Below are 21,415 nucleotides of genomic sequence, written 5' to 3' on the forward strand. Positions count from 1 at the left end.
CGGCCGCTCCCCGCGCCGCCCCAGGCGCGGGGGCGCGGTCCGTCGCACGCTCCGACCGGTCGTAGGCTCGGTACGGCACCGGCGCCGTACCGAGAGGAGAGACGACACGATGGACGTGCGAGCCCACATCCAGGCGAACCGGGACGAGTTCGTCGCCACGCTCAGCGAGTGGCTCGCCATCCCGTCGATCTCCGCCGACCCCGCCCACCACGGCGACGTGCGCCGCTCCGCCGAATGGCTGGCCGACCACCTCAGGCGGACCGGCTTCCCCACGGTCGAGATCTGGGAGACCCCCGGACTGCCCGCGGTCTTCGCCGAGTGGCCCGCGGCCGACCCCGACGCCCCCGCCGTCGTCGTCTACGGACACCACGACGTGCAACCGGTCGACCCCGTCGAGGCGTGGCAGACCGACCCGTTCACCCCCACGGTGCGCGGCGACCAACTGGTCGGCCGCGGCGCCTCCGACGACAAGGGGCAGGTCCTCTTCCACACCCTGGGCCTGCGCGCCAACCTGGCCGCCTCCGGGGCCGACGCCCCGCCGGTCACGATCAGACTCCTGGTGGAGGGCGAGGAGGAGTCCGGCTCACCGCACTTCGCGGACCTGCTCACCCGCCACCGCGACCGGCTCGCCTGCGACGTCGTGGTGATCTCCGACACCACCATGTGGGGGGCGGACACCCCGTCGATGTGCGTGGGCATGCGCGGACTCACCGACTGCCAGATCGACGTCTACGGCCCCCGTACCGACCTGCACAGCGGCTCCTTCGGCGGAGCCGCCCCCAATCCGGCGCGCGCCCTGGCCGCGCTGCTGGCCGGACTGCACGACGCCGACGGCCGGGTCGCCATCCCCGGCTTCTACGACGAGGTCGTCGAGGCCTCCGAGGCCGAGCGCGCCAGCATCGCCGCACTCCCCTTCGACGAGTCCGAATGGCTGGCCGACGCCGCCAGCGACGCGGCGGTCGGCGAAAAGGGCTACAGCATCCTGGAACGGGTCTGGCTGCGGCCCACCGCCGAGGTCAACGGCGTATGGGGCGGGTACACCGGGCAGGGCGGCAAGACGATCGTGCCGCGCTCGGCCCACGCCAAGCTCAGCTTCCGCCTCGTCCCCGACCAGGAACCGGCGCTCATCCAGGAACGGGTCCGCCGCTACGTGCACGACAACCTGCCGCCGGGGGTGCGCGCCGAGGTCCGCTTCCACGGCCCCGGGGTGCGTCCGTGCGCCTCCGACCTGGACTCGGCGGCGGTACGCGCCGCCCGGGAGGCCATGAGCCGGGCGTTCGGCACCGAGGTCCACTACACCCGGGAGGGCGGCAGCGGCCCCGAGGCCGACCTCGCCGACATCCTGGAAGCGCCCCTGGTGTTCGTCGCGGCGGGCCTCAACTCCGACCGCATCCACGCCCCCAACGAGAAGGTGGAGATCCCGCTGCTGCTCAAGGGCGCCGAGACCGTCGCCTACCTGTGGGACTCCTACGCCACCGTGCTGCGCGGCCGGGACGGGGGGAGATGATGGACGAACAGCTCCTGCTCCCCGCCCTGTCCCGGGGAACGCTGGACAGCGCCGGAAGCCGACGCAGGGACGAGCGGTGGCTGGCCGATGCCTGGGCCGACGAGCGCACCCGCGTCCTGGTGCTGGAACGCGGCGACCCGGAGCGGTACGGCTGGCGGCGGGCCCTGGAACGCCACGCCCGCTTCCTGGTCACCACCGGCACCCCCCACCCCGAACTGGTGTTCCGCAGTCCCGCGCAGGCCCCCGAAGGAGAGCGCTACCTGCTGGCGGAGGACACCGACGGCACCGCCTACTTCGCGGTGCGGGCCGAACCGGGAACGGAGCCGGACATCCCGCCGGGAACCGAACCCGCCTCGCTGCGCCGTGTCGGCGCGCTCCTCAGCGGACGCGACGCGGGACTGGCCACCCACGCCGTGGCGCTCGCCAACTGGCACGCGGAGAACGGCTTCTGCTCCCGGTGCGGATCGCCCACCCGGATCGAGGCCGCCGGACACGTGCGGATCTGCGACAGGGACGGCGGCGAGCACTTCCCCCGGATGGACCCGGCCGTGATCATGCTGGTCCACCGGGAGGTCGACGGCGTCGAACAGTGCCTGCTCGCCCACAACCCGGCCTGGCCCGAGGGGCGCTACTCGGTCCTCGCCGGATTCGTGGAACCCGGCGAGTCCCTGGAGCAGGCCGTGGCCCGGGAGGTCGCCGAGGAGGTGGGGATCGCGGTCGCCGGCCCCGTCTACGCGGGGTCGCAGCCGTGGCCGTTCCCGCGCAGCCTGATGGTCGGCTACTTCGCCCGGGCCGTGGGCAGCGCGCCCCGCACCGACCACGAGGAGATCGCCGACATCCGCTGGTTCGCCCGGGAGGAACTGCGCGACGCGGTCGAGCGCGGCGAGATCCTGCTGCCCGGCCCCGTCTCCATCGCCCACAAGCTCATCGAACGCTGGTACGGGGGGCGGCTCCCGCACAGCGAGTGGACGAGCCGGTAGGGGGCCGCCGGGACGGGAGGCGGCGCGGCACCCGCCTAGCCGGCGCGGCGCGACTGCCGCGCCTGGACCGCCGACCCCTCCCGGGCCAACTCCTCGGGAAGGGCGATGAGCGGGTTGCGGGTGCTGTCCACCACTTCCTGGGCCAGTACGGCCACCTTCTTCCCCCGGCAGCGGGCGGCGCGGCGCAGCCGTTCGAAGGCCGTGCGCGGGGAGATCCGGTGCCGTTCGGCGAGCACCCCGATGGCCTGTTCGACCGCCACCCGGGTGCGCAGCGCGTGCTCCAGCTGCAGCACCGTCACCCGCAGCCGCTCCGTCTCGGACAGGCCGGACGTCGCCTTGGGCGGTGTGGGAAGGCCGGTCGACCAGACCCCGTCGGCCAGCAGGTCGGCGAGGATCATGGCGTTGAGCAGATCGGGGAGTTCCTCCTCGGTGCCGTCGACCCGCCAGCCCGTCGACTCCCGACGGATCAGAGCACCCCGGGTTGCGGTCCTGCGGTCATGTCCGCGGCGAGCCGATGTGTGTGTTGTCACGCCTTCCCTCCCCGTACCTCTGCGGCGGTGGGGTGCCGCCGCCCGGCACCGGGCGGCGGCACACCCTCACGACTGGGCTGCGAGTTTCTGCTTGACCTCGGCCAGCGACGGGTTGGTCAGCGCCGTACCGTCGGCGAAGACCAGGGTCGGAACGGTCTGGTTGCCGCCGTTGACCCGCATCACGACCTCCGCCGCCTCTGGGTCGCGCTCGATGTCGACCTCCGTGACGGGAATGCCCTCGCGCGCGAGCTGGCTCTTCAGTCTCTTGCAGAAGCCGCACCAGGGAGTCGTGTACATGGTGATCTGTGCGGTGGTGGGGGTCGCCATAGCGTGTCGGCTCTCCTTTGCTGTCACCTGGTTTCGGCGTTGGACGCCAATTGCCCCAACACGAACCACCACGTTCCGCTTCCCCGAGCGGTTCGCATGCCCTGTCTGACGCCGTTGGTCGCGCTGCGGTTCCGACGAATTGCCCTCGGCGACCGCGGTGTCCACAGGCCGCCGAAGTGACACCGGCGCACCGTGGAACACGGGGATACTGGAGGGGCTGGGCGGACGGTCGGGGCGCGGCGACGGATGCGGAGCGTGTGTCGGTCGCAGGGGCCCGGACCGAACCGGACGGAGGGAGAGGGGCGTTCATGGGGTCAGACGGAGCGGGTGTGCCACGTCCGACGGGAGCCTCGGCGGACACGGCCGTCCCGCGGGGAGGGACGCCCTCCGCGGAGGAGCTCCTGCGCGGCCTCGACCCCGAACAGCTGGAGGCGGCCCGGTCGGTGCGCGGCCCGGTGTGCATCCTCGCCGGGGCCGGAACCGGTAAGACCCGGGCCATCACCCACCGCATCGCCTACGCCGTGGCCACCGGTGTCGTCCCCGAACAGCAGGTCCTCGCCGTGACCTTCACCACGCGGGCCGCGGGGGAGATGCGGGGGAGGCTGCGGGCGCTGGGCGCCCCCCGGGTGCAGGCCCGCACCTTCCACGCCGCCGCGCTGCGCCAGCTCTCCTACTTCTGGGCCGACGCGGTCGGCGGCCCCAGACCCACCCTCATCGACAGCAAGATCAGGACGGTCGCCTCGGCCGCGCGCTCCTGCGGCTTCCAGGTCGACCGCTCCGAACTGCGTGACCTCGCCACCGAGATCGAATGGGCGAAGGTCACCCAGACGCGCCCCGTCGACTACGAGAACACCGTCGCCAAGGAGGGGCGCACCCCGCCGATGCCGCCGCGCGACGTCGCCCGCGTCTACGAGGCCTACGAGGAGCTGCGCAGCGAGCACAACCTGCTCGACTTCGAGTCGATGCTGGAACTCACCGCGGCGATGATCCACGAGCGGCCGGACATCGCCGAGCGGATCCGCAGCCAGTACCGCTACTTCGTGGTCGACGAGTTCCAGGACGTCAACCCGTTGCAGAAGCTGCTGCTGGACGCCTGGCTGGGGGACCGCGACGACATCTGCGTCGTCGGCGATCCCAGCCAGACCATCTACACCTTCGCCGGAGCCACCCCCGCCTACCTCACCGGCTTCCGGGAGGCCTACCCGCACGCCACGTTCGTCCGGCTGGTGCGCGACTACCGGTCCACGCCGCAGGTGGTCAGGGTCGCCAACACCGTGCTCCGGGCGGCCGGTTCCGGCGCGGCCCCCCGCGAGCACCGCATCGAACTCGTCGCCCAGCGCCCCGACGGCCCCGAGCCCTCCTACACCGAGTACGACGACGAGCCCGCCGAGGCCACCTCGGTGGCCGGGAAGATCAGCGCGCTCATCGACTCGGGGGTGCCCGCCCGGGAGATCGCGGTGCTGTTCCGCACCAACGCCCAGTCCGCCGCCTACGAGCAGGCGCTCGGCGACGCCGGAGTGCCCTACACGGTGCGCGGCGCCGCCCAGTTCTTCGACCGTCCCGAGATCCGCGCGGCCCTGCACACGCTGCACGGCGCGGCCCGGGGCGACGACGGCGCGCCGATGGTCGCCACCGTCCGGCACCTGCTGCAGCCGCTCGGCCTGACCGAGCAGCCCCCCGAGGGCCGCCAGGCGCGCGAGAAGTGGGAGTCGCTGGCCGCGCTCGCCCAGCTCGCCGAGGACGTCGCCGCCCAGCGGCCCGGGGCGGGGCTCGCGGACTTCGTCGCCGAACTCCAGGCCCGCGCGGCCACCGAGCACGCCCCCGGGTTCGAGGGGGTGACCCTCGCCTCGCTGCACGCGGCCAAGGGCCTGGAGTGGGACGCGGTGTTCCTGGTGGGACTCACCGAGGGCATGCTGCCGATCGTCTACGCGGAGACCCCCGAGCAGGTCGAGGAGGAGCGCCGCCTCTTCTACGTCGGCGTCACCCGGGCCCGGGAGCACCTGCACATGTCGTGGTCGCTGGCCCGCTCCCCGGGCGGCCGCCGGACCCGCAAGCCTTCGCGTTTCCTGGACGGGCTGCGGCCCGAGTCGCCGTCCCCGGCCGGCCGGCGTGGCGAACCCCGCAGGAGGAAGGACCGCGTGCTGCGGTGCCGGGTGTGCGGCGCGACCCTGCTGGAGGCGGCCGAACGCAAACTGGGGCGCTGCCTGGACTGCCCGTCCCCCTACGACGAGGAGCTGCTGGAACGGCTGCGGCAGTGGCGGCGCGAGGTCTCCGCCGCGCAGAAGGTGCCGGCCTACGTCGTCTTCACCGACGCCACCCTGCAGGCGATCGCCGAGCAGGAGCCGCCCGACACGGCGCAGCTGGCGCGGATATCCGGTGTGGGGGAGGCGAAACTGAAACGCTACGGTGAAGCAATCCTGGCGCTCTGTGCGGGTGCTACGCCCGAGCAGGTCAGCAAGGCCGACAGAGAGGAGACGCCGTGAGCGAACCACCGGGGCGGGAGTCCGCACACCCCGCCGAGCCCAACCAGGACCTGCAGGAACTGCTGGACATCCTCGATCTGGAGAAGATCGAGGTGAACATCTTCCGCGGCCGCAGCCCCGCCGAGGGGCCGCAGCGGATCTTCGGCGGACAGGTCGCGGGGCAGGCGCTGGTCGCGGCGGGACGCACCGTCACCGAGGAGCGGTTCGTCCACTCGCTGCACGCCTACTTCATCCGCCCCGGGGACCCCTCCGTCCCGGTGATCTACGAGGTCGACCGGGTTCGGGACGGGCGTTCCTTCACCACCCGCCGGGTCACCGCGATCCAGCACGGCAAGGCGATCTTCACCCTGTCGGCCTCCTTCCACCGGTCCGAACCTGGGCTGTCGCACCAGGTCCCGATGCCGCAGGTGCCTCCGCCCGAGGAACTGCCCACCATGCGGGAGCGGCTGCTCCAGGTGCTCGGCCGGGTGCCCAAGTCGGCCGACTGGCATCCCATCGAGTGGCGCCCGGTCGGTCCGCTCTCCTACGAGGTGCAGCGTGACCGGAGCCTCATCCGCACCGAGAACCCGGTCTGGCTCAAGGTCAACGGGAAGGTGCCCGACGACCCGCTGCTCCAGGTCTGCCTGATGACCTACGCGTCGGACATGACCCTGCTCGACACGGTCCTGCTGGCGCACGGACGCACCTTCTCCGGCATCTCCATGGCGAGTCTGGACCACGCCATGTGGTTCCACCGCCCGTTCCGCACGGACGAGTGGCTGCTGTACGCCCAGGAGACCCCGGTGGCCAGCGGAGCGCGCGGACTGGCGCGCGGGCTGGTCTACACCCGCTCCGGAGAACTGGTCTGCTCGGTCGTCCAGGAGGGGCTCATCAGGATCGTGGACGACGAGTGACGCCGGTGGCGGCGGGGGTGATTCCGCGGCCGGATCCGGACACTGTCCCAGGTCAAAAATAGGTTGCCGATTTTCGGCGACCCGTTCTAGTCTGAACTCATCGAGTCCGCGCCCGTCACGGGAGAAGATCCCGGTGACCGCACAGCAAAGGAGGTGCTCCGATCAAATGGCAACGCTGATCAATGGTCTCGATATGCCCATGGGCGATGCCTGGAGCACCGCCATCGGCAGTGGTGCGCGCGCGAATGTGTCGTATGCGTCCGGCAGGATCTCGACCACCGGTGAACCGGAAGAGTCGGGAAGCCTCCGCGTCAAGCACCGCCAGGAGACGCAGCAGTTTGCAGGAGCCCGGCGCCCCCGGGGCGCAGTGGGGAAGTGTCCACTGAGACATCCGGTCTGACGGTCCAGGCCGGGTAGTCCTCCCAGTGGCCGCGGGTCCCCACACACGGGGCCGCGGCCTTTTTGGTGTTCCGAATCCTCCCTCTCCAGCGAAAGAGCGGAAGTGTCGGAACGCGTGTAGGCCGAGGCCCCGGAAAACCGGGCCGAAAAGGCCCGGTGTCCTTGTTGCCTACCGCGTTGATACCAAAGAAAAAACAGGGAGGACGCCGATGCTTGCGTCGGTCCTTGAGTCCCCGTGGTTGGAGGGGGTCGAGATCCCCTGCCGCTCCCAGCCCGACCTCTTCTTCGCCGAGGCGCCGGCCGACGTCGAGGCGGCCAAGGCGCTGTGCGTGGACTGCCCGGTCCGGGAACAGTGCCTCGCCGGTGCGCTGGAGCGCCGTGAGCCCTGGGGAGTGTGGGGAGGACAGCTGCTGGTGAGCGGCCAGGTGGTCGCCCGCAAGCGCCCGCGCGGCCGTCCCCGCAAGAACGCCGAACCGATCGCCGCGTAGTCTCCAGCGTTTCTCGGTTGTCCACGACGCCCCACGACCAAGCCACGAAAGAGAGCCACCATGCCGCTGCACGAATTCAACCGGTCCCAGCAGAGAACCTCCGACCTCGGAGCACAACGTCAACGCCGCCGAATCGGGGCCCGGCAGCTGCGCGCCCTGCTGCGGGAGCGGCGCCGTACCGAGAGGCAGACCGTACAAACACGGGTGACACACCGGTATTGACGCCGCTGCTGTCACCGCCGAACGGGTGGGACGGTCCACGACCGTCCCACCTCCTCCTATCGCCCTGTCAGAAAAAGAGATTTTCGACACACTCGAACGTGGCCGGAATCGGCCCCGGCGGAAGGGAACGGAAAACGGCCACCGGTCCGGAGCACCCGAGGCGGTGCGGGACACGCGTTCCTGCCGGACACGGTCACGGCGATCCGGCCGGGACGGCGCCCTCGCCCCCGGAGGGCCGCACGACTCTGGGCTAACGTGAAAACCGTGCCTCCAGAACCGCGAGTTGAGGTGCGCCGGAGCTCCCGTCGTCGGCGGACCGTCTCGGCCTATCGCGACGGGGACAGGACGGTCGTCCTGGTGCCGGCGGGCCTGTCCGCCGCCGAAGAGCAGCGGTGGGTGGAACTCATGCTGCGACGGCTGCGCAACGGTGCGCACCGCCGCCCCAGCGACACGGCGCTGCGCACCCGGGCGCTGGAGCTCGCCGAACGCTACCTGGGCGGACAGGTGCGCCCCTCCAGCGTGCGGTGGGTGGACAACCAGAACACCCGCTGGGGCTCGTGCTCCCCGGCCGACGGATCGATCCGGATCTCGCGCAGGCTGTCGCGCATGCCCGGCTGGGTCGTCGACTACGTGCTCATCCACGAACTCGCCCACCTCGCCGTCCCCGGCCACGGACCGGAGTTCTGGCAGCTCGTGAACCGCTATCCCCGCAGCGAGCGGGCCCGCGGCTACCTGGAAGGCGTCAGCGACGCACCGCGGCTGATCGCCGAGGAGCGGGGACGGGACGAACACGCCCCGGACACCGGGGACGACGGAGGGGACTGACCCAGCCTCCTGGAGCGCGACGTGAGACGCATGACCGTGGTCGTCGTGACCGCCGAACCGTCCCCGGCCTGCCCGCCGGAGGTCGACCCCGTCGAGTTCCGGCTGGCGATGGCCGAGGACGTCTACGAGACGGCCGCCGAGGTCCGGTTGAGCGGCACCGCGCTGGCCTGCTGCGGAGACGCCGGGTTCACCGCCCGCGCCGCCGAGTTCACCTGGCCGGACACCCCGGTGTTCGCCGTGCGCGCCGCCGATCCCCTCCGCGACGCCTGCGCCGTGCTCACCGACAGCGGTGTCGACCAGGCGGTGTTCCTCGCCGCCGACGCCCCCGACCTGCCGCCGCTGCTGGTGGGCGCACTCTTCCGGGCCCTGGGCAGCGCCGAGGCGGCGCTCTGCCCGGCCCGCGGCGGCGGTCTGGTGGCGCTGGCCGTGCGACTCCCCCTGCCCGGATGGCTCGCCCCCGCCACCCTGGACCACCCCGACGCGGTCCGCGAACTGGCCGCGGCCTGCCCCGACGGTCGGGCCCTGGCCACCGCACCGGGATGGCACCGCATCCGCAGCCCCGAGGACCTGGCCGCGCTCGACCCCGGCCTGGAGGGCTGGGAGGCGACCCGCGCGCTGCTCGCACCGGCGGCGTCGACAGGACGGCCTCACGGCCGGGAAAGCGGCGGCGGATAGCCTCCGGGGCGCGGCAGAGGCGGGTCGTGGACCTGGCCTCCGGCGATCCCGCGGAGTTCGGGCACGTGACGGCGCACGTAGACGCCGTCGGGATCGTAGCGCCGGGCCTGCCGCAGCGGGTCGAAGCGGTGCGCGGGCCGCGGAACACCCCCGGTGCCCGCGACCTGCTGCCAGTTGCCGTAGTTGACGGCGACGTCACCGTCGACCAGCAGGGAGTGGAAGTGGTCCGCCCCCCGTTTCCAGTGGATGCGCAGCACCCGGGTCAGGTAGGCGGCGGCGATCGTGCGGACGCGCCCCGGCAGATACCCCTCCCGCAGCAGTTGGCGCATGCCCGCGTCCACGATCGGCACCCCGGTCGTGCCGGAGCACCAGGCCGCGAACCCGGAGTCGTCACGCCGCCAGCGGGTCGGCCCGGGGCGGCAGTCCACCCGGTTCAGCCGGGGGAAGGCCCGGGCGGTCTGGTGGTGGAAGTCCCGCAGCGCCAACCGTCGCAGAAACGCCGCACCGTGGGGCCGGTCCCGTGCCAGCAGGGCCGCCTCCAGCGGGGAGACACAGCCGAACCGCAGGTGGCAGCCGAGCCGCGAGTCCTCCTCCGCGGCGGAGGAGCCGGGACGGCCCCGGGCGTGCGCCGCTGCGGAGAGCCACGCGCGCAGCCGGGCCCGGGCCGCGCCGGCCCCGCCCCGCGGCCGGTGCGGCGACAGCACTCCGATCCCGGTGCGGACGAGGTCGGGTCCGGGCAGTGGCCCCGGAGCCAGGGCGTCGGGGAGGGCGATCCGCTCGGGGGCGGGAAGCGGGGCACGCCACCGGGCCGACTCCCAGGCGCGCAGGTAGGGGGTGAAGACCCGGTAGTGGTCGCCGTGCGCGGGCCGCAGCGAGCCCGGCGGCACCACGGTCACCCCCGGAAAGGTGCGCAGCCGCGCCCCCGAGGCGCCCACGGCCTGCGACAGCCGCCGTTCCCGCCGCACCGCCACGGCGCCCACGTCCTCGCTGAGGTGGACCGCCCGGGCAGCGGTCTCGGCCACCACACGGGCGGTCTCGGCCGCCGTGTCGCCCCGCCGGACCACCAGGTCCCCGCCGCGTTCGCGGAGCAGGGTGCGCAGCTCGGCCAGGGCCTCGACCAGGTAGGCGATCCGGTTGCGCGCCGAGACGCGCAACAGGGCGGGGTCGAGGACGAACAACGGCACCACCCGGTCGGCCTCGGCGACGGCGGCGTGCAGGGCGGGATGGTCGGACAGCCGGAGATCACGGGTGAACAGGACGACGATCGTGGACACGGTTCCTCCGAGGGGCGCGGAATCCGGTTGCGCCCACCCAGTGAACCGGAACCGCAGCCGCCCGCACCACGCGTTCCGGGCGGCTGTGGACAACCCGCGTCCGGGAGCCGGGACCGGCAGGCCCCGGGGTCAGCGCACCCCCTCGGCGGCGCGGACCGCCCGGACGGCCGCGGCGACCAGGGCGCGGCAGGCGTCGTCGGAGGGCTCGGGCAGCGCGGTCACGTCGAACCAGGCCAGAGCGTCGGACTCGGCCGCGTCCAGGACGGGTTCAGCGCCCGCCGGGGCGATCGCCGCGTACTGCACGTCCAGGTGCCACGACCCGCCGCCGCACGGCACCGCGTGCCGGTCCAACCGGACCGGCACGGGCAGCAGGCGCAGGCCCGGGATCCCCGACTCCTCGGTGGCCTCGCGCAGCGCCGCCGCGGCCAGCGAGGAGTCGCCGGGCTCGCAGTGCCCGCCCAGTTGCAGCCACAGTCCGATCTTGCGGTGCAGGGTGAGCACCGTACGCCTCCCGGAGGAGTCCAGGACCGCCGCGCTCGCGGTGAGGTGCCCCGGCCGGCAGGACCGCCACAGGGCGTCCGGATAGCGGTCGAGGTGGTCCAGGTAGGCGCGGCGCAGCTGCTCCTGGGCGGGGTCCGGGGCGGTCCAGGACGCCAGCACCGCGCGGGCGTCGGCGTGCAGGCTCAACGGCCGTCCTCGTCGTCTCCGTCGTCCTGGCCGCGCCGCTCCTCGGGCGACGGGTCCTCGGTCAGCCGGGACAGGTCCAGGTGCTCGGAGGAGTCGGGACCGCGGACGAAGGCGTCCGGGGAGTCCAGGTCCGCGCCGGAGGGCATCAGGTCGGGGTGCTCCCAGACGGCGTCGCGTCCGTCGATGCCGCGCGCCTCGGTGAGGGCGCCCCACAGCGCCGCGGCGTCGCGCAGCCGGCGGGGCCGCAGCTCCAGCCCCACCAGGGCGGCGAAGGTGTGCTCCGCCGGACCGCCCGAGGCCCGGCGGCGGCGCAGCGCCTCGCCCAGGGCCGCGGACTGCGGCAGCCGCTGGGACACCGCCGCGTCGACCACGGTCGACACCCAGCCCTCGACCAGTGCCAGGGTCGTCTCCAGGCGGGCCAGCGACGCCTTCTGCCGCGGGGTGTCCTCGGTCTGGAACAGCCCCTGGCCCTCAAGGCTGGACAGGGCCTCCTGCAACGACTCGGGGTTGGTGATGTCGAGGCGGCCCAGCCGCTCCTCCAACCCGCTCGCGTCGAAGGACATGCCCGCCGCGTACTCCTCGACCAGGGAGAACAGGTGGGAGCGAAGCCACGGGACATGACCGAACAGCCGGTGGTGGGCGGCCTCCCGGGCCGCCAGGTACAGGCGGACCTCGTCCAGCGGGACGTTCAGGCCCTCGCCGAACTCCTTGACCCCCTCGGGCAGCAGCGCCGCGCGGCCCTCGCCCGCCAGCGGAAGCCCCACGTCGGTGGAGCCCACCACCTCACGGGCCAGCTCGCCGATGGCCTGGCCCGCCTGCTGGCCGACCAGCGCGCCGCCCATCTGCCGGAGCATCCCCAGCAGGGGACCGGCCATCGCCGCCATCTCCTGCGGCAGGTTCTGGCCCATGGACTCGACGACCCGCCCGGTCAGCGGCTCGCACAGCTTCGCCCACGTCGGCATGGTCTTCTCGACCCACTCGGCCCGGCTCCACGCCTCCATCGTGTGCAGTCCCGACGGCAGCGCGGTGACCTCGTTCAACCAGAGGTCGGCCAGCCGCAGCGCCTCCTGGACCTGCGCGTAGTGGACCGGGCCGACGCTCGGGTCGCCGTACCGCGAGACGACGTGCCGGGCGATGTTCGTGGCGGCAGCCCAGTTGACCCCGCCCGCACCGGACTCCTGCCCCGGTCCGGAGGCCGGCTGCGCGGCGGACATCATGTCGGCGAACTGGCGGAGCATCTGGGCGATCTGCTGGGGGTCCCCGAACGGGAAGCCGCCCGGCGGCATATTGGGGAAATCACCGCCCGAGCCGCCTCGGCCGGCCCCCGAGCCGGGATCGTTCGGGCCACGGCCGGACTCGTCGTCCGGATCGTTTGACATGCTGAAACCGAAAGGTAGGTCGCTCACGATCAGACCTCGGGCAGGATAGGAACGTCTCCACTGTCACGTTAGCTGGGAGCCGCCCGGAGTGAATACTCAATCTGGCCAGGTTCGCCCACAGCACAGCCGGTCCACCGAAGGCTTGGTCGTCGCGGTGACGGGCGCGGCCTCCGGCGTCGGCCGTCTACTGGTGGAACGTCTGCTGACCGACGAGGGTTCCAGGAGAATCGCCCGAGTCGTCGGCATCGACTCGCGGCGGGGGGATGCCGACGGCGTCTCCTGGCACGTCGCCGACGTGTGCGACCCGCGGTTGGCGACCCTGCTGACCGGGGTCGACGTGCTCGTCCACACCGACGTCGACCGTTCGTTGGAGACTCCGCACCGGCAACGCCGTACCCACAACATCCGCGCGGCCCAGACCGTGCTGACCGCCGCGGCCGCGCAGCGGGTCCCCCGGGTGGTCCTCGTCACCAGCACCATGGTCTACGGGGCCGCCCCCGACAACGAGGTCCCGCTCGACGAGACCCTTCCGTTCCAGAGCGAGGCGGAACCCGGCCTGGTCGGCGACCTCGTCGAGATCGAGGAGCTGGCGGCCCTGGCCCGCCGGGCCCACCCGGGGCTGTCGGTCACCGTGCTGCGCCCCGCCCCGCTGGTCGGCCCCGGCATGGACACCCTGCTCAGCAGGCACTTCTCGGCGCCCCGGCTGCTCACCGTCAAGGGGTGCGCGCCGAAGTGGCAGTTCTGCCACGTCGAGGACCTGGCCAGCGCCCTGGCCTTCGTGGTGCGCACCGAGACCGAGGGCAAGGGCGGGGCGCTCGCCGTCGGCTGCGACGGCTTCCTCGACCACGCGGAGGTCGAGGAGATCGCCCAGATGCGCTCCTTCGAACTCCCCGCGAACCTGGCCTTCGGCGCCACCCAGCGACTGCACCGGGTGGGCATCACGCCTGCGCCCGCCAGCGAACTGAAGTTCCTGGTCTACCCGTGCGTGGTGGACTGCGCGACGCTGCACGAGGCGGGGTGGCGCCCCGCCCACGACAACGTCGGGGCGCTGCGGACGCTGCTGGACCACCGCTCCGGCACCCCCGCCCTGGTCGGCCGCACCCTCGGCCGCAAGGAGGTCACCATCACCGCGGCCGGGGCGGCCGGAGCGGCGGTCGCCGCGATCGGAACCGCGGTCGCAGCCCACCACCTGCGCAAACGGCGCAGGAGTTGAGGCTGGGCCGTCCCGGCGCGCCGCGCCGTCCACACCCCCGCGGCGTGTCGGCGCGTCCGCGGGGGCGATTGGTACTGTCTGGGGCGTGGAAGCCATCGCACTCGCGGAGATCCGCGACACCCCGCTCTCGGTCGACGAGGTCCTCACGGCCGTCGCACACCCCCGGGCGGGAGGCACCGCGTTCTTCGTCGGGACCGTCCGCGACCACGACCGCGGTCGCGGGGTGACCGCGCTGTCCTACTCCGCCCATCCCACGGCCGGGCAGCGGATGCGCGAGGTCATGGAGAAGGTCGTGGCCGACGCCGGGGAGGGCGCCCTCCACCGGGTCGCGGCCCTGCACCGCGTCGGCGACCTCGCGGTGGGCGACCTGGCGGTCGTGGTCGCCGCCGCGGCCTCCCACCGGGAGGAGGCGTTCGCGGCCTGCCGCCGGCTCGTCGACGACATCAAGGCGGAGGTGCCCATCTGGAAGCACCAGACGTTCACCGGGGGCGACAGCGAATGGGTGGGGGCCTGCTGACGCCCGACCCCGCCACGGTGTCACGGCGGAAGGCCGGTCCGCATAGGCTTGCGGCCATGCTCCGTCGTGCGATGACTCTGATCGTGTCCGCGGTCCTGCTGGTCGGGTTCACGCTCGCAGCGCTGGCCGTCCCCGTCCCGTACGTGGTGGCCTCCCCCGGGCTGGCGTTGAACACGCTCGGTGAACTCGACGGGGAGCAGGTCATCCAGATCGAGGGGCACCCCGTGCACGAGCACGACGGAGCGCTGTCCATGGTCACCGTCCAGTACTCGGGCGGCCCCGACGCGCGGATGAACCTGTTCACCGCGTTGAGCGCGTGGCTGTCCCCGAGCCAGGCCGTGCTGCCGGAGGAGGCGGTGTTCCCGCCCGACACCAGCGCCGAGGAGGTCACCCAGACCCAGGCGGCCCAGATGGACAACTCCCAGGACGCGGCCGTGGCCGCGGCGCTCAACGAGCTGGGGATCGCCTACGAGACCGCCGCGACGGTGCACACGGTCAGCCAGGGCCACCCGGCCGAGGGGGTCCTGCGCCCGGGCGACGTCATCGTGGAGGTCGACGGCGAGCCCGTCGCCGACAAGGACGAGGTGGTGGCGGCGGTCAAGGACCGCTCCCCCGGAGACCCGGTCCGCCTCCTCGTCGAACGCGACGGCGGGAAGGAGGAGGTCGAGGTCGGCACCGTCGAGTCCGGCGCCGGGGAGCCGGTGATCGGTGTCACGGTCGAGACCGACATGACCTTCCCCTTCGAGGTCGAGATCAGCGTCGGCCGGGTCGGCGGCCCCAGCGCGGGGATGATGTTCGCGCTGGGGATCATGGACCGGCTCGACCCCGAGGGGCTCACCGGGGGGCACCGGATCGCCGGCACCGGGACGATCGATCCCCAGGGCAACGTGGGCGGGGTCAGCGGGGTCCAGCAGAAGATGGTCAGCGCCAAACGCGAGGGCGCCGAGTACTTCCTGGTCGCCGCGGAGAGCTGCGACCAGACCTTCGAGTCCGCGGTCACCGGCCAGATCGAGGTGGTCCGGGTGGAGACGCTCGGCGAGGCCGTGGACGCGCTGGAGGCCATCCGCGCGGGCGACACCGACGCGCTCCCCCGCTGCTGACCCACCGGACGCGCCGCCCCGGTGGGCCCGCCCGGCCGCGCCCCGCGGCCTCTCGGCACCGCCGGCGCGTCGGCCCGCGCCGCCCCGGTCAGTCCTCCTCGAAGGTCAGGGCCAGCGCCGCGGTCAGGCCGGGGATCAGGTCCTCCCCGTTGAGCACCTGGTCCGCGGAGTCGTGGGCGCGCATCCGGAGGGCCGAGTACCGGCCGCCGTCCCGGAGCACACCCGCCACCATGCGGACCTCCTCGGCCCCCGGCTGCTCCCTGGCCCAGGCCGCGGCGTCGCCCTCCCGGGGCGGGTCCAGGGTCTCGTCCGACCCCCGGACGACCAGCCGCTCCATCACCAGCGCGCAGCCCGCCACCGCCTCGGGCCACATGATCCTGCCCAGGACCTCCTCCAGCGGCACGTCGCCGGGCAGCGGCTCCTGCTCCACCGGGGTCAGGTCGCCGGGGTCCGCCTCCCCGGGGAGGCCCAGCATCTCGGCGAGGTGGGGCTCCCGCGCCACCAGGTCGGCGGTCGGCACCAGCGCGTACATCCGGATGGGCTGGTCCCATCCCTGCTCGGACGCGTGGCGTTCCAGGCTCAGCACGGCTTCGCGAATGTTGAAGGACACCTGTTCTGTCTCCTGCCCTCGGAGCGGTTGTCGGGGGACGGATCGGCACACGTTCCCGTGCGGTGCGAAGTATGGTCGAGGTGAAGGGTCGTCCCAGGGGACTCAGCCATCCTCGCGGACGGGGTGTCGAAGCCGTCTCGGCCAGGTTTCGACGCGGTGAAGCGGGAACCCGACGGGGTCTCGGTAAGTTGCCACTGTATAGGGGACGCCATGTCCGCACATTCGACCAGCACCGAGTCCCCCGGCGGAGGCGAGGGCGGACGGCCGTACGGCCCGGTCCGCCTCCGGTTCCTCCCGGGGACCAGTGCAACGATAACCAGTAGGAACGAGGGGGAGGCGTGAGCTTCCGATCGCCAGGCGCGCCGACCGCGCGCATGCCCCGACGGTCCCGGTTGCTCGCGCCGGTCGGCGCGGCCGTGGTCGTCATCATCGCGGGCATCATGTTCGCCGCGAATTTCTGGACCGAGTACCGGTGGTTCGACTCGGTCGGCTACACCACGGTCTTCTGGACGGAGTTGCGCACCCGGGCGCTGCTCTTCGTCGGGGGAGCGCTGCTGATGGCCCTCGCCGTCGGCCTCAGCGTCTACTTCGCCTACCGGACCAGACCCGCCTACCGGCCGTTCAGCCTGGAACAGCAGGGGCTGGACCGCTACCGGTCCTCCATCGACCCCCACCGCAAGGTCTTCTTCTGGGGGCTCGTCGGCGGCCTCGCGCTGCTCACCGGGGCCTCCGCGACCGCCGAGTGGCAGACCTACCTGCAGTTCGCCAACTCCACCGACTTCGGCTCCCAGGACGCCCAGTTCGGGTGGGACATCTCGTTCTACACGTTCGTCTACCCGTTCCTCCAGGTGCTCCTCGGCTACCTGTACACCGCCGTGGTCATCGCGTTCATCGCCGGTGTGGTGGTGCACTACCTGTACGGCGGGGTGCGACTGCAGTCGCAGGGGCAGCGCGTCACCCCGGCGGCCCGCGTGCACCTGTCCGTCCTGCTGGGCGTCTTCGTGCTGCTGCGGGCCGCCGACTACTGGCTGGAGCAGTACGGCCTGGTCTTCTCCACTCGCGGCTACACCTTCGGTGCCTCCTACACCGACGTCAACGCGGTCCTGTACGCCAAGATCATCCTGTTCATCATCGCGCTGGTGTGCGCGGTGCTGTTCTTCGCCAACATCTACTTCAAGAACGCCATGGTGCCGCTGGTCAGCCTGGGGCTGCTGCTCCTCTCCGCGGTGCTGATCGGCGGCGTCTACCCGGCGATCGTCCAGCAGGTCACGGTCTCCCCCAACGAGCAGCGGCTGGAGAACCCCTACATCCAGCGCAACATCGAGGCCACCCGGAGCGCGTACGGCGTCGACGACATCGAGGTGATCGACTACGACGCGCAGACCGAGCTGACCACCTCCGAACTGGCCGCGGAGGCCGAGACCATCCCCAGCGTGCGCCTGGTGGACCCGGCCGTGGTCTCCCAGACCTTCCAGCAGCTCCAGCAGGTCCGCGGCTTCTACCAGTTCCCGCAGGTCCTGGAGGTCGACCGCTACACCACCTCGGAGGGCGAGACGGTCGACACCATCGTGGCCGCCCGTGAGCTCGACGGCCCGCCCAGCCAGGAGGACCGGTGGCTGACCCGGCACCTGGTCTACACCCACGGCTTCGGCATGGTCGCCGCCGCGGGCAACCAGGTGGACTCCGAGGGCCGCCCGGTGTTCCTGGAGTACAACATCCCGCCCACCGGTGAGCTGTCCCAGACCGGGGAGGGCTACGAGCCGCGCATCTACTTCGGCCGCGAGGGCGCCGACTACGTGATCGTCAACGCCGAGGCCGAGTACGACTACCCGGTCGACTCCGAGGCGCCGGAGGTCCCCACGACCGAGGACGCGGTCACCCCGACGCCGTCCCCCTCGCCCGAGGCCGACGAGGCCAGGGCGCCCGCCGACGGCCAGGAGGAGCAGCCCGCGCAGGAGCAGGCGGGTGAGGAGGAGCAGCCGAGCCCCGAAGCGGAGCAGCCCGGCTCCTCCGAGCAGCCCGGCGGGGGCAGCGGGCAGGCCAACAACTACTACGACGGCGCGGGCGGCGTACAGCTGAGCAGCTTCTTCGACAAGCTCATGTACGCGGTGAAGTACCAGGAAGTCAACATCCTGCTCAACAACGCGATCAGCAACGAGTCGCAGATCATCTACGTCCGCGACCCCGCCGAGCGCGTCGAGAAGGTGGCTCCCTTCCTCACCGTGGACGGCAAGGCGTACCCGGCGGTGGTGGACGGCAAGATCGTGTGGATCGTGGACGCCTACACCACCTCCGACCGGTACCCGTACTCCACCCCGATCGACCTGGCCCAGGCCACCACGGACACCTTCACCGAGAACACCACGGCGGTCAACGCGCTGCCGGGCAACCAGGTGAACTACATCCGCAACTCGGTCAAGGCCACCGTCGACGCCTACGACGGCACCGTGACCCTGTACGGCTGGGACGAGACGGACCCGGTCCTGCAGACCTGGTCCAAGGCGTTCCCCGGAGTCGTCACCGACCGGGGTGAGATCAGCGACACCCTGCTGTCGCACCTGCGCTACCCGGACGACCTGTACAAGGTGCAGCGCAAGATCCTGGAGCGCTACCACATCACCAACGCCGACGCCTTCTACGGCGGGCAGGACTTCTGGACCGTTCCGAACGACCCGAAGCCCCAGGCCGGGGAGAACCCGGAGCCGCCCTACCGCCAGACCATCCGCTTCCCCGGCGACGAGGCGCCCATGTACTCGCTGACCTCGACCTTCGTTCCGCGGGGCAGGGAGAACCTGGCGGCGTTCATGGCGGTCAACAGCGACGCCACCTCCGAGGGCTACGGCCAGCTGCGCGTCCTGGAGCTGCCGCGGAGCACCGCGGTCCAGGGGCCGGGGCAGATCCAGAACACCTTCCAGTCCTCGGCGGAGGTCCGTGAGGTGCTGCTCCCCCTGGAGCAGAGTTCCGCCCAGGTCACCTACGGGAACCTGCTCACCCTGCCGTTCGCGGGCGGCCTGCTCTACGTCGAACCGCTCTACGTGCAGGCCGGCGGCAGCGATGCCTCCTACCCGCTGCTGCAGCAGGTCCTCGTGGGCTTCGGAGACCAGGTCGCCATCGGCAGCAACCTCCAGGAGGCGCTGAACAACCTCTTCGACGGGGGAGAGGCGCCGCTGGAGGAGCCCACGACCGAGGAGGGGACCGCCGAGGAGGGCGAGCAGGCTCCGGCCGACGGCGACCTCGCCCAGGCCCTGGAGGACGCCGCCGCGGCGTACGAGGACGGCCAGACCGCGCTGCGCGAAGGCGACTTCGCGGCCTACGGCGAGGCCAACGAACGGCTGAAGGAGGCGCTGGACCGCGCCGAGGCGGCAGCCGGAGACGGAGGAGGGGGCGAGTAGCCCTCCCCCACCGGTCCGGCCGCGGTGGCGTGGGGAGCCGCTCCCCACGCCACCGCGGGAGCCCCGGAGCCGGGCGCCCCGCGGCGGAATCGATTTGGCGTTGGCGCCGGAGCGCGCTAACGTTGGGAAACACCGACGCGGGGTGGAGCAGTTCGGTAGCTCGCTGGGCTCATAACCCAGAGGTCGCAGGTTCAAATCCTGTCCCCGCTACGACAGTGCCCCGGGCACGACCGTGGCCCCCACGACATCGTGGGGGCCACGGTGTTTTCCACGCTCCTCCCTACATGCGCGGAGCCGCCGGGGTGCGCTTCGGTCCTGCGCCCACGGAACGCCGTCCCAGGTAGAACCCCAGGGCGAGCATGCCGATGGCCAGCAGGAGGTGCAGCCAGTCGTCCGCGTTGTTCAGCGGCACGAAGTTCGCCGCCGATTCCTCGCCGACGACCAGGCCGTACAGCCACAGCACCAGGTAGACCAGGCCGCCGCCGATCAGGAAGCCCCGGGCCCCGTTGAAGGACCTGGCCAGGGCCAGGCCGACGACCCCGAACAACAGGTGGACGATGTTGTGCAGCACCGACACCTGGAACAGTCCCAGCAGCATCGCCTCGGAGTGGTGTCCGGCGAACTGCATCTGGTCGTAGTTGGTGGTGATGCCGGGGATGAACCCCAGGACACCGATCAGGAGGAAGACCGCGCTGAACGCGAGCGCCGCCTTCTGGACCGGGGAGTCGAAGGCCGAGAAGCCACGGTTTGCTCCGGGAACTGACATCTGCTTCTCCCTCACAGTGATGATCGTCGTTCACCGTTGTGTGCGTCGGACGTGCCGTCGCAGGAGGGCGGCGCGGATCGCCGCCGGTCGGCGGTCAGCAGGGTCCGGGGAGAGCGTGCGGGGGACGTGCTGTCCGTCTGCCGGTGTCGGCGTGTCCCCTCTACCCCCGGGGTGGGGCGTTATGCGGCCGGCGGGGGCGGGAGGGGCCGCCGCGGTTCCTGATTTGCGTCTGCTGGAAACCGCGTCTAATGTGGTGAGCACACCGACGCGGGGTGGAGCAGTTCGGTAGCTCGCTGGGCTCATAACCCAGAGGTCGCAGGTTCAAATCCTGTCCCCGCTACTCAGCGGACTCGGGCCGATCGCGGTATCGCGGTCGGCCCGAGTCGTGTCGGCGGCCCGGGGAGGAAACGTCCAAGAGCCCGGGGGCCGCGGTGGCTAGCGGATGACCCCGTCGACGATGGTGACGGTCCGGTCGGCACGGGCGGCCACCTCCGGATCATGGGTCACCACGATCACAGCGGTGTCGCGGGAACGGGCCTGGCCGAGCAACTGGTCCATGATCATCGTGCTGCTGTCCCGGTCCAGGGCGCCCGTGGGCTCGTCGGCGAGGATCAGCGCGGGGTTCAGACTCAACGCCCGGGCCAGCGCCACCCGCTGCTGCTCACCGCCGGACAGCTGGTGCGGCTGGGAGGAGAGGCGCTCCCCCAGTCCGACCGACTCCAGCAGCTGCCGGGCGAGCGCACGGCGCCGGACCAGCGGCACCCCCGCCAGCACCAGGGGGACGCTCACGTTGGCCAGTGCGCTGCGCCGCTCCAGCAGGTGGAACTGCTGGAACACGAAACCGATCCGCTCGTTGCGCAGCCGGGCCCGCTGCCCCTCACGCAGCCGGGACACGTCGACACCGTCGAACAGGTGCTCTCCCGAATCCGCGCTGTCCAGCAGCCCGATGATGTTGAGCAGCGTGGACTTGCCCGACCCGGACTGTCCGACCACGGCCACGACCTCGCCCCGGGCGACCTCCAGAGAGCATCCCTTGAGAACGTCGATCGTGGTCCCCGAGACCGTGAAACTGCGCCGCAGGTCGTGCAGGCGCAACAGGGGGCCGGACGGAACCTCCGGCTCCTCGAAGGCGAAGAGATCGTCCACCG

General features: G+C 72.2%; 20 protein-coding genes and 2 tRNA genes. 14 read left to right on the plus strand and 8 right to left on the minus strand.

The annotated features are described in order from the left end of the window. Positions 1-109 precede the first annotated feature (109 nt). Together FOF52_RS20600 and nudC are read left to right on the plus strand one after the other, a co-directional pair. Entirely contained in the window at positions 110-1,507 is a 1,398-nt protein-coding gene (locus tag FOF52_RS20600) for a dipeptidase (RefSeq protein WP_248591544.1), read from the plus strand. Beyond that, complete coding sequence (nudC, locus tag FOF52_RS20605) at positions 1,507-2,487, plus strand: NAD(+) diphosphatase (protein ID WP_248591545.1); 981 nt, start codon at positions 1,507-1,509, stop codon at positions 2,485-2,487. The genes FOF52_RS20600 and nudC overlap by 1 nt, the downstream gene beginning before the upstream one ends. 35 nt (positions 2,488-2,522) lie before the next feature. Here nudC and FOF52_RS20610 read toward each other — a convergent pair whose 3' ends face one another. Both FOF52_RS20610 and FOF52_RS20615 read right to left on the minus strand, forming a co-directional pair. After that, a complete protein-coding gene (locus FOF52_RS20610) occupies positions 2,523-3,017 on the minus strand; it encodes an ANTAR domain-containing protein (protein ID WP_248591546.1) in 495 nt (164 codons plus the stop codon). Between the two features lie 66 nt (positions 3,018-3,083). Continuing rightward, positions 3,084-3,344, minus strand: a complete 261-nt coding sequence (locus FOF52_RS20615; RefSeq protein WP_248591547.1) for a mycoredoxin — start codon at positions 3,342-3,344, stop codon at positions 3,084-3,086. A gap of 401 nt (positions 3,345-3,745) precedes the next feature. On the opposite strand from FOF52_RS20615, the gene FOF52_RS20620 reads away from it, so the two are divergent. The 6 genes from FOF52_RS20620 to FOF52_RS20645 all read left to right on the plus strand — a co-directional run bounded on the left by FOF52_RS20620 (position 3,746) and on the right by FOF52_RS20645 (position 9,329). Continuing rightward, positions 3,746-5,827 (plus strand): ATP-dependent DNA helicase UvrD2, encoded by a 2,082-nt coding sequence (locus FOF52_RS20620; RefSeq protein ID WP_248593954.1) that lies wholly within the window; start codon positions 3,746-3,748, stop codon positions 5,825-5,827. Further along, positions 5,824-6,720 carry an acyl-CoA thioesterase II gene (gene tesB / locus FOF52_RS20625; protein WP_248591548.1) on the plus strand — a complete coding sequence of 299 codons (897 nt, stop codon included), beginning with the start codon at positions 5,824-5,826 and terminating at the stop codon, positions 6,718-6,720. The genes FOF52_RS20620 and tesB overlap by 4 nt, the downstream gene beginning before the upstream one ends. 166 nt (positions 6,721-6,886) lie before the next feature. Continuing rightward, positions 6,887-7,120: a hypothetical protein gene (locus tag FOF52_RS20630; protein ID WP_248591549.1), complete on the plus strand. Its 234-nt coding sequence runs from the start codon at positions 6,887-6,889 to the stop codon at positions 7,118-7,120. 208 nt (positions 7,121-7,328) lie between these two features. Next, positions 7,329-7,607 carry a WhiB family transcriptional regulator gene (locus FOF52_RS20635; RefSeq protein ID WP_248591550.1) on the plus strand — a complete coding sequence of 93 codons (279 nt, stop codon included), beginning with the start codon at positions 7,329-7,331 and terminating at the stop codon, positions 7,605-7,607. A gap of 486 nt (positions 7,608-8,093) precedes the next feature. Continuing rightward, positions 8,094-8,654, plus strand: a complete 561-nt coding sequence (locus tag FOF52_RS20640) for a M48 metallopeptidase family protein (protein ID WP_248591551.1) — start codon at positions 8,094-8,096, stop codon at positions 8,652-8,654. 30 nt (positions 8,655-8,684) lie between these two features. Then, positions 8,685-9,329 carry a glycosyltransferase family protein gene (locus tag FOF52_RS20645; RefSeq protein ID WP_248593955.1) on the plus strand — a complete coding sequence of 215 codons (645 nt, stop codon included), beginning with the start codon at positions 8,685-8,687 and terminating at the stop codon, positions 9,327-9,329. Here the strand turns inward: FOF52_RS20645 and FOF52_RS20650 are convergent. The 3 genes from FOF52_RS20650 to FOF52_RS20660 all read right to left on the minus strand — a co-directional run bounded on the left by FOF52_RS20650 (position 9,302) and on the right by FOF52_RS20660 (position 12,696). Then, positions 9,302-10,603 carry a cryptochrome/photolyase family protein gene (locus FOF52_RS20650; RefSeq protein WP_248591552.1) on the minus strand — a complete coding sequence of 434 codons (1,302 nt, stop codon included), beginning with the start codon at positions 10,601-10,603 and terminating at the stop codon, positions 9,302-9,304. The two genes, FOF52_RS20645 and FOF52_RS20650, sit on opposite strands and share 28 nt — an antisense overlap. A 129-nt stretch (positions 10,604-10,732) precedes the next feature. Beyond that, positions 10,733-11,290, minus strand: coding sequence for an NUDIX hydrolase (locus FOF52_RS20655; protein ID WP_248591553.1), 558 nt, complete (start codon positions 11,288-11,290; stop codon positions 10,733-10,735). Then, entirely contained in the window at positions 11,287-12,696 is a 1,410-nt protein-coding gene (locus FOF52_RS20660; protein ID WP_248591554.1) for a zinc-dependent metalloprotease, read from the minus strand. The genes FOF52_RS20655 and FOF52_RS20660 overlap by 4 nt, the downstream gene beginning before the upstream one ends. 115 nt (positions 12,697-12,811) lie before the next feature. On the opposite strand from FOF52_RS20660, the gene FOF52_RS20665 reads away from it, so the two are divergent. The 3 genes from FOF52_RS20665 to FOF52_RS20675 all read left to right on the plus strand — a co-directional run bounded on the left by FOF52_RS20665 (position 12,812) and on the right by FOF52_RS20675 (position 15,499). Then, entirely contained in the window at positions 12,812-13,882 is a 1,071-nt protein-coding gene (locus FOF52_RS20665) for an NAD-dependent epimerase/dehydratase family protein (protein WP_248591555.1), read from the plus strand. A gap of 85 nt (positions 13,883-13,967) precedes the next feature. Then, positions 13,968-14,399 (plus strand): molybdenum cofactor biosynthesis protein MoaE, encoded by a 432-nt coding sequence (locus FOF52_RS20670; RefSeq protein ID WP_248591556.1) that lies wholly within the window; start codon positions 13,968-13,970, stop codon positions 14,397-14,399. A 56-nt stretch (positions 14,400-14,455) separates the two neighbouring features. After that, on the plus strand, positions 14,456-15,499 hold the full coding sequence (locus FOF52_RS20675) for a YlbL family protein (protein WP_248591557.1): 1,044 nt from the start codon (positions 14,456-14,458) through the stop codon (positions 15,497-15,499). Between the two features lie 88 nt (positions 15,500-15,587). On the opposite strand, the gene FOF52_RS20680 is transcribed toward FOF52_RS20675, so the two are convergent. Beyond that, positions 15,588-16,109, minus strand: a complete 522-nt coding sequence (locus FOF52_RS20680) for a PPA1309 family protein (RefSeq protein WP_248591558.1) — start codon at positions 16,107-16,109, stop codon at positions 15,588-15,590. A 374-nt stretch (positions 16,110-16,483) separates the two neighbouring features. Between FOF52_RS20680 and FOF52_RS20685 the strand changes: the two genes are divergently transcribed. After that, positions 16,484-19,501 (plus strand): UPF0182 family membrane protein, encoded by a 3,018-nt coding sequence (locus FOF52_RS20685; RefSeq protein ID WP_248591559.1) that lies wholly within the window; start codon positions 16,484-16,486, stop codon positions 19,499-19,501. A gap of 136 nt (positions 19,502-19,637) precedes the next feature. Next, positions 19,638-19,711, plus strand: a tRNA-Met gene (locus FOF52_RS20690). A 70-nt stretch (positions 19,712-19,781) separates the two neighbouring features. On the opposite strand, the gene FOF52_RS20695 is transcribed toward FOF52_RS20690, so the two are convergent. Then, entirely contained in the window at positions 19,782-20,267 is a 486-nt protein-coding gene (locus FOF52_RS20695) for a DUF4383 domain-containing protein (protein ID WP_248591560.1), read from the minus strand. Between the two features lie 266 nt (positions 20,268-20,533). On the opposite strand from FOF52_RS20695, the gene FOF52_RS20700 reads away from it, so the two are divergent. Next, a tRNA-Met gene (locus FOF52_RS20700) sits at positions 20,534-20,607 on the plus strand. A gap of 95 nt (positions 20,608-20,702) precedes the next feature. Here the strand turns inward: FOF52_RS20700 and FOF52_RS20705 are convergent. After that, positions 20,703-21,413 (minus strand): ABC transporter ATP-binding protein, encoded by a 711-nt coding sequence (locus tag FOF52_RS20705; protein WP_248591561.1) that lies wholly within the window; start codon positions 21,411-21,413, stop codon positions 20,703-20,705. Between the last annotated feature and the right edge of the window lie 2 nt (positions 21,414-21,415).

The sequence above is a fragment of the Thermobifida alba genome (assembly GCF_023208015.1).
In the GTDB taxonomy this organism is placed as follows: domain Bacteria; phylum Actinomycetota; class Actinomycetes; order Streptosporangiales; family Streptosporangiaceae; genus Thermobifida; species Thermobifida alba.